This window comes from Clostridium sp. ATCC 25772, assembly GCF_001573875.1.
In the GTDB taxonomy this organism is placed as follows: Bacteria; Bacillota; Clostridia; order Clostridiales; family Clostridiaceae; genus Clostridium_J; species Clostridium_J senegalense.
On the sequence record NZ_LFRG01000128.1, the window covers coordinates 1 to 890 of the forward strand.

2 rRNA genes are annotated in these 890 nt (G+C 46.9%); both read left to right on the top strand.

Annotation, left to right across the window (positions count from 1 at the left end):
- Positions 1–434 (top strand): 16S ribosomal RNA (locus AZI32_RS17110); the annotation flags it as partial.
- Positions 435–579: 145 nt separating this feature from the next.
- Positions 580–890, top strand: a 23S ribosomal RNA gene (locus AZI32_RS17115); the annotation flags it as partial.

Consider the following 890-nt stretch of genomic DNA (forward strand, 5'->3'; position numbering starts at 1 on the left):
CAACCCTTGCCTTTAGTTGCCAGCATTAAGTTGGGCACTCTAGAGGGACTGCCGAGGATAACTCGGAGGAAGGTGGGGATGACGTCAAATCATCATGCCCCTTATGCTTAGGGCTACACACGTGCTACAATGGGTGGTACAGAGGGTTGCCAAGCCGCGAGGTGGAGCTAATCCCTTAAAGCCATTCTCAGTTCGGATTGTAGGCTGAAACTCGCCTACATGAAGCTGGAGTTACTAGTAATCGCAGATCAGAATGCTGCGGTGAATGCGTTCCCGGGTCTTGTACACACCGCCCGTCACACCATGGAAGTTGGGGGCGCCCGAAGCCGGTTAGCTAACCTTTTAGGAAGCGGCCGTCGAAGGTGAAACCAATGACTGGGGTGAAGTCGTAACAAGGTAGCCGTATCGGAAGGTGCGGCTGGATCACCTCCTTTCTAAGGAGTAATTGCCTACTGTTTAATTTTGAGAGCTTATTGTTCTCAAAATTAGTACTTTGAAAACTGCATAACATTTAGTGATGATTAAATAAACCAATTATAAGAGAAGAAAACTCTTTAAAAAATAACACTTTTAATAACTGGTCAAGTTATTAAGGGCGCAGGGCGGATGCCTTGGCACTAAGAGCCGATGAAGGACGCGATAAGCTGCGATAAGCTTCGGGGAGTTGCACGTAAACTTTGATCCGAAGATTTCCGAATGAGGAAACTCACTTAGAGTAATGTCTAAGTATCATTAAGTGAATACATAGCTTAGTGAGGGGAACCCGGGGAACTGAAACATCTAAGTACCCGGAGGAAAAGAAAGAAATTCGATTCCGTAAGTAGCGGCGAGCGAACGCGGAATAGCCCAAACCAGTGAAGTTTTCTTCACTGGGGTTGCGGACACATCAT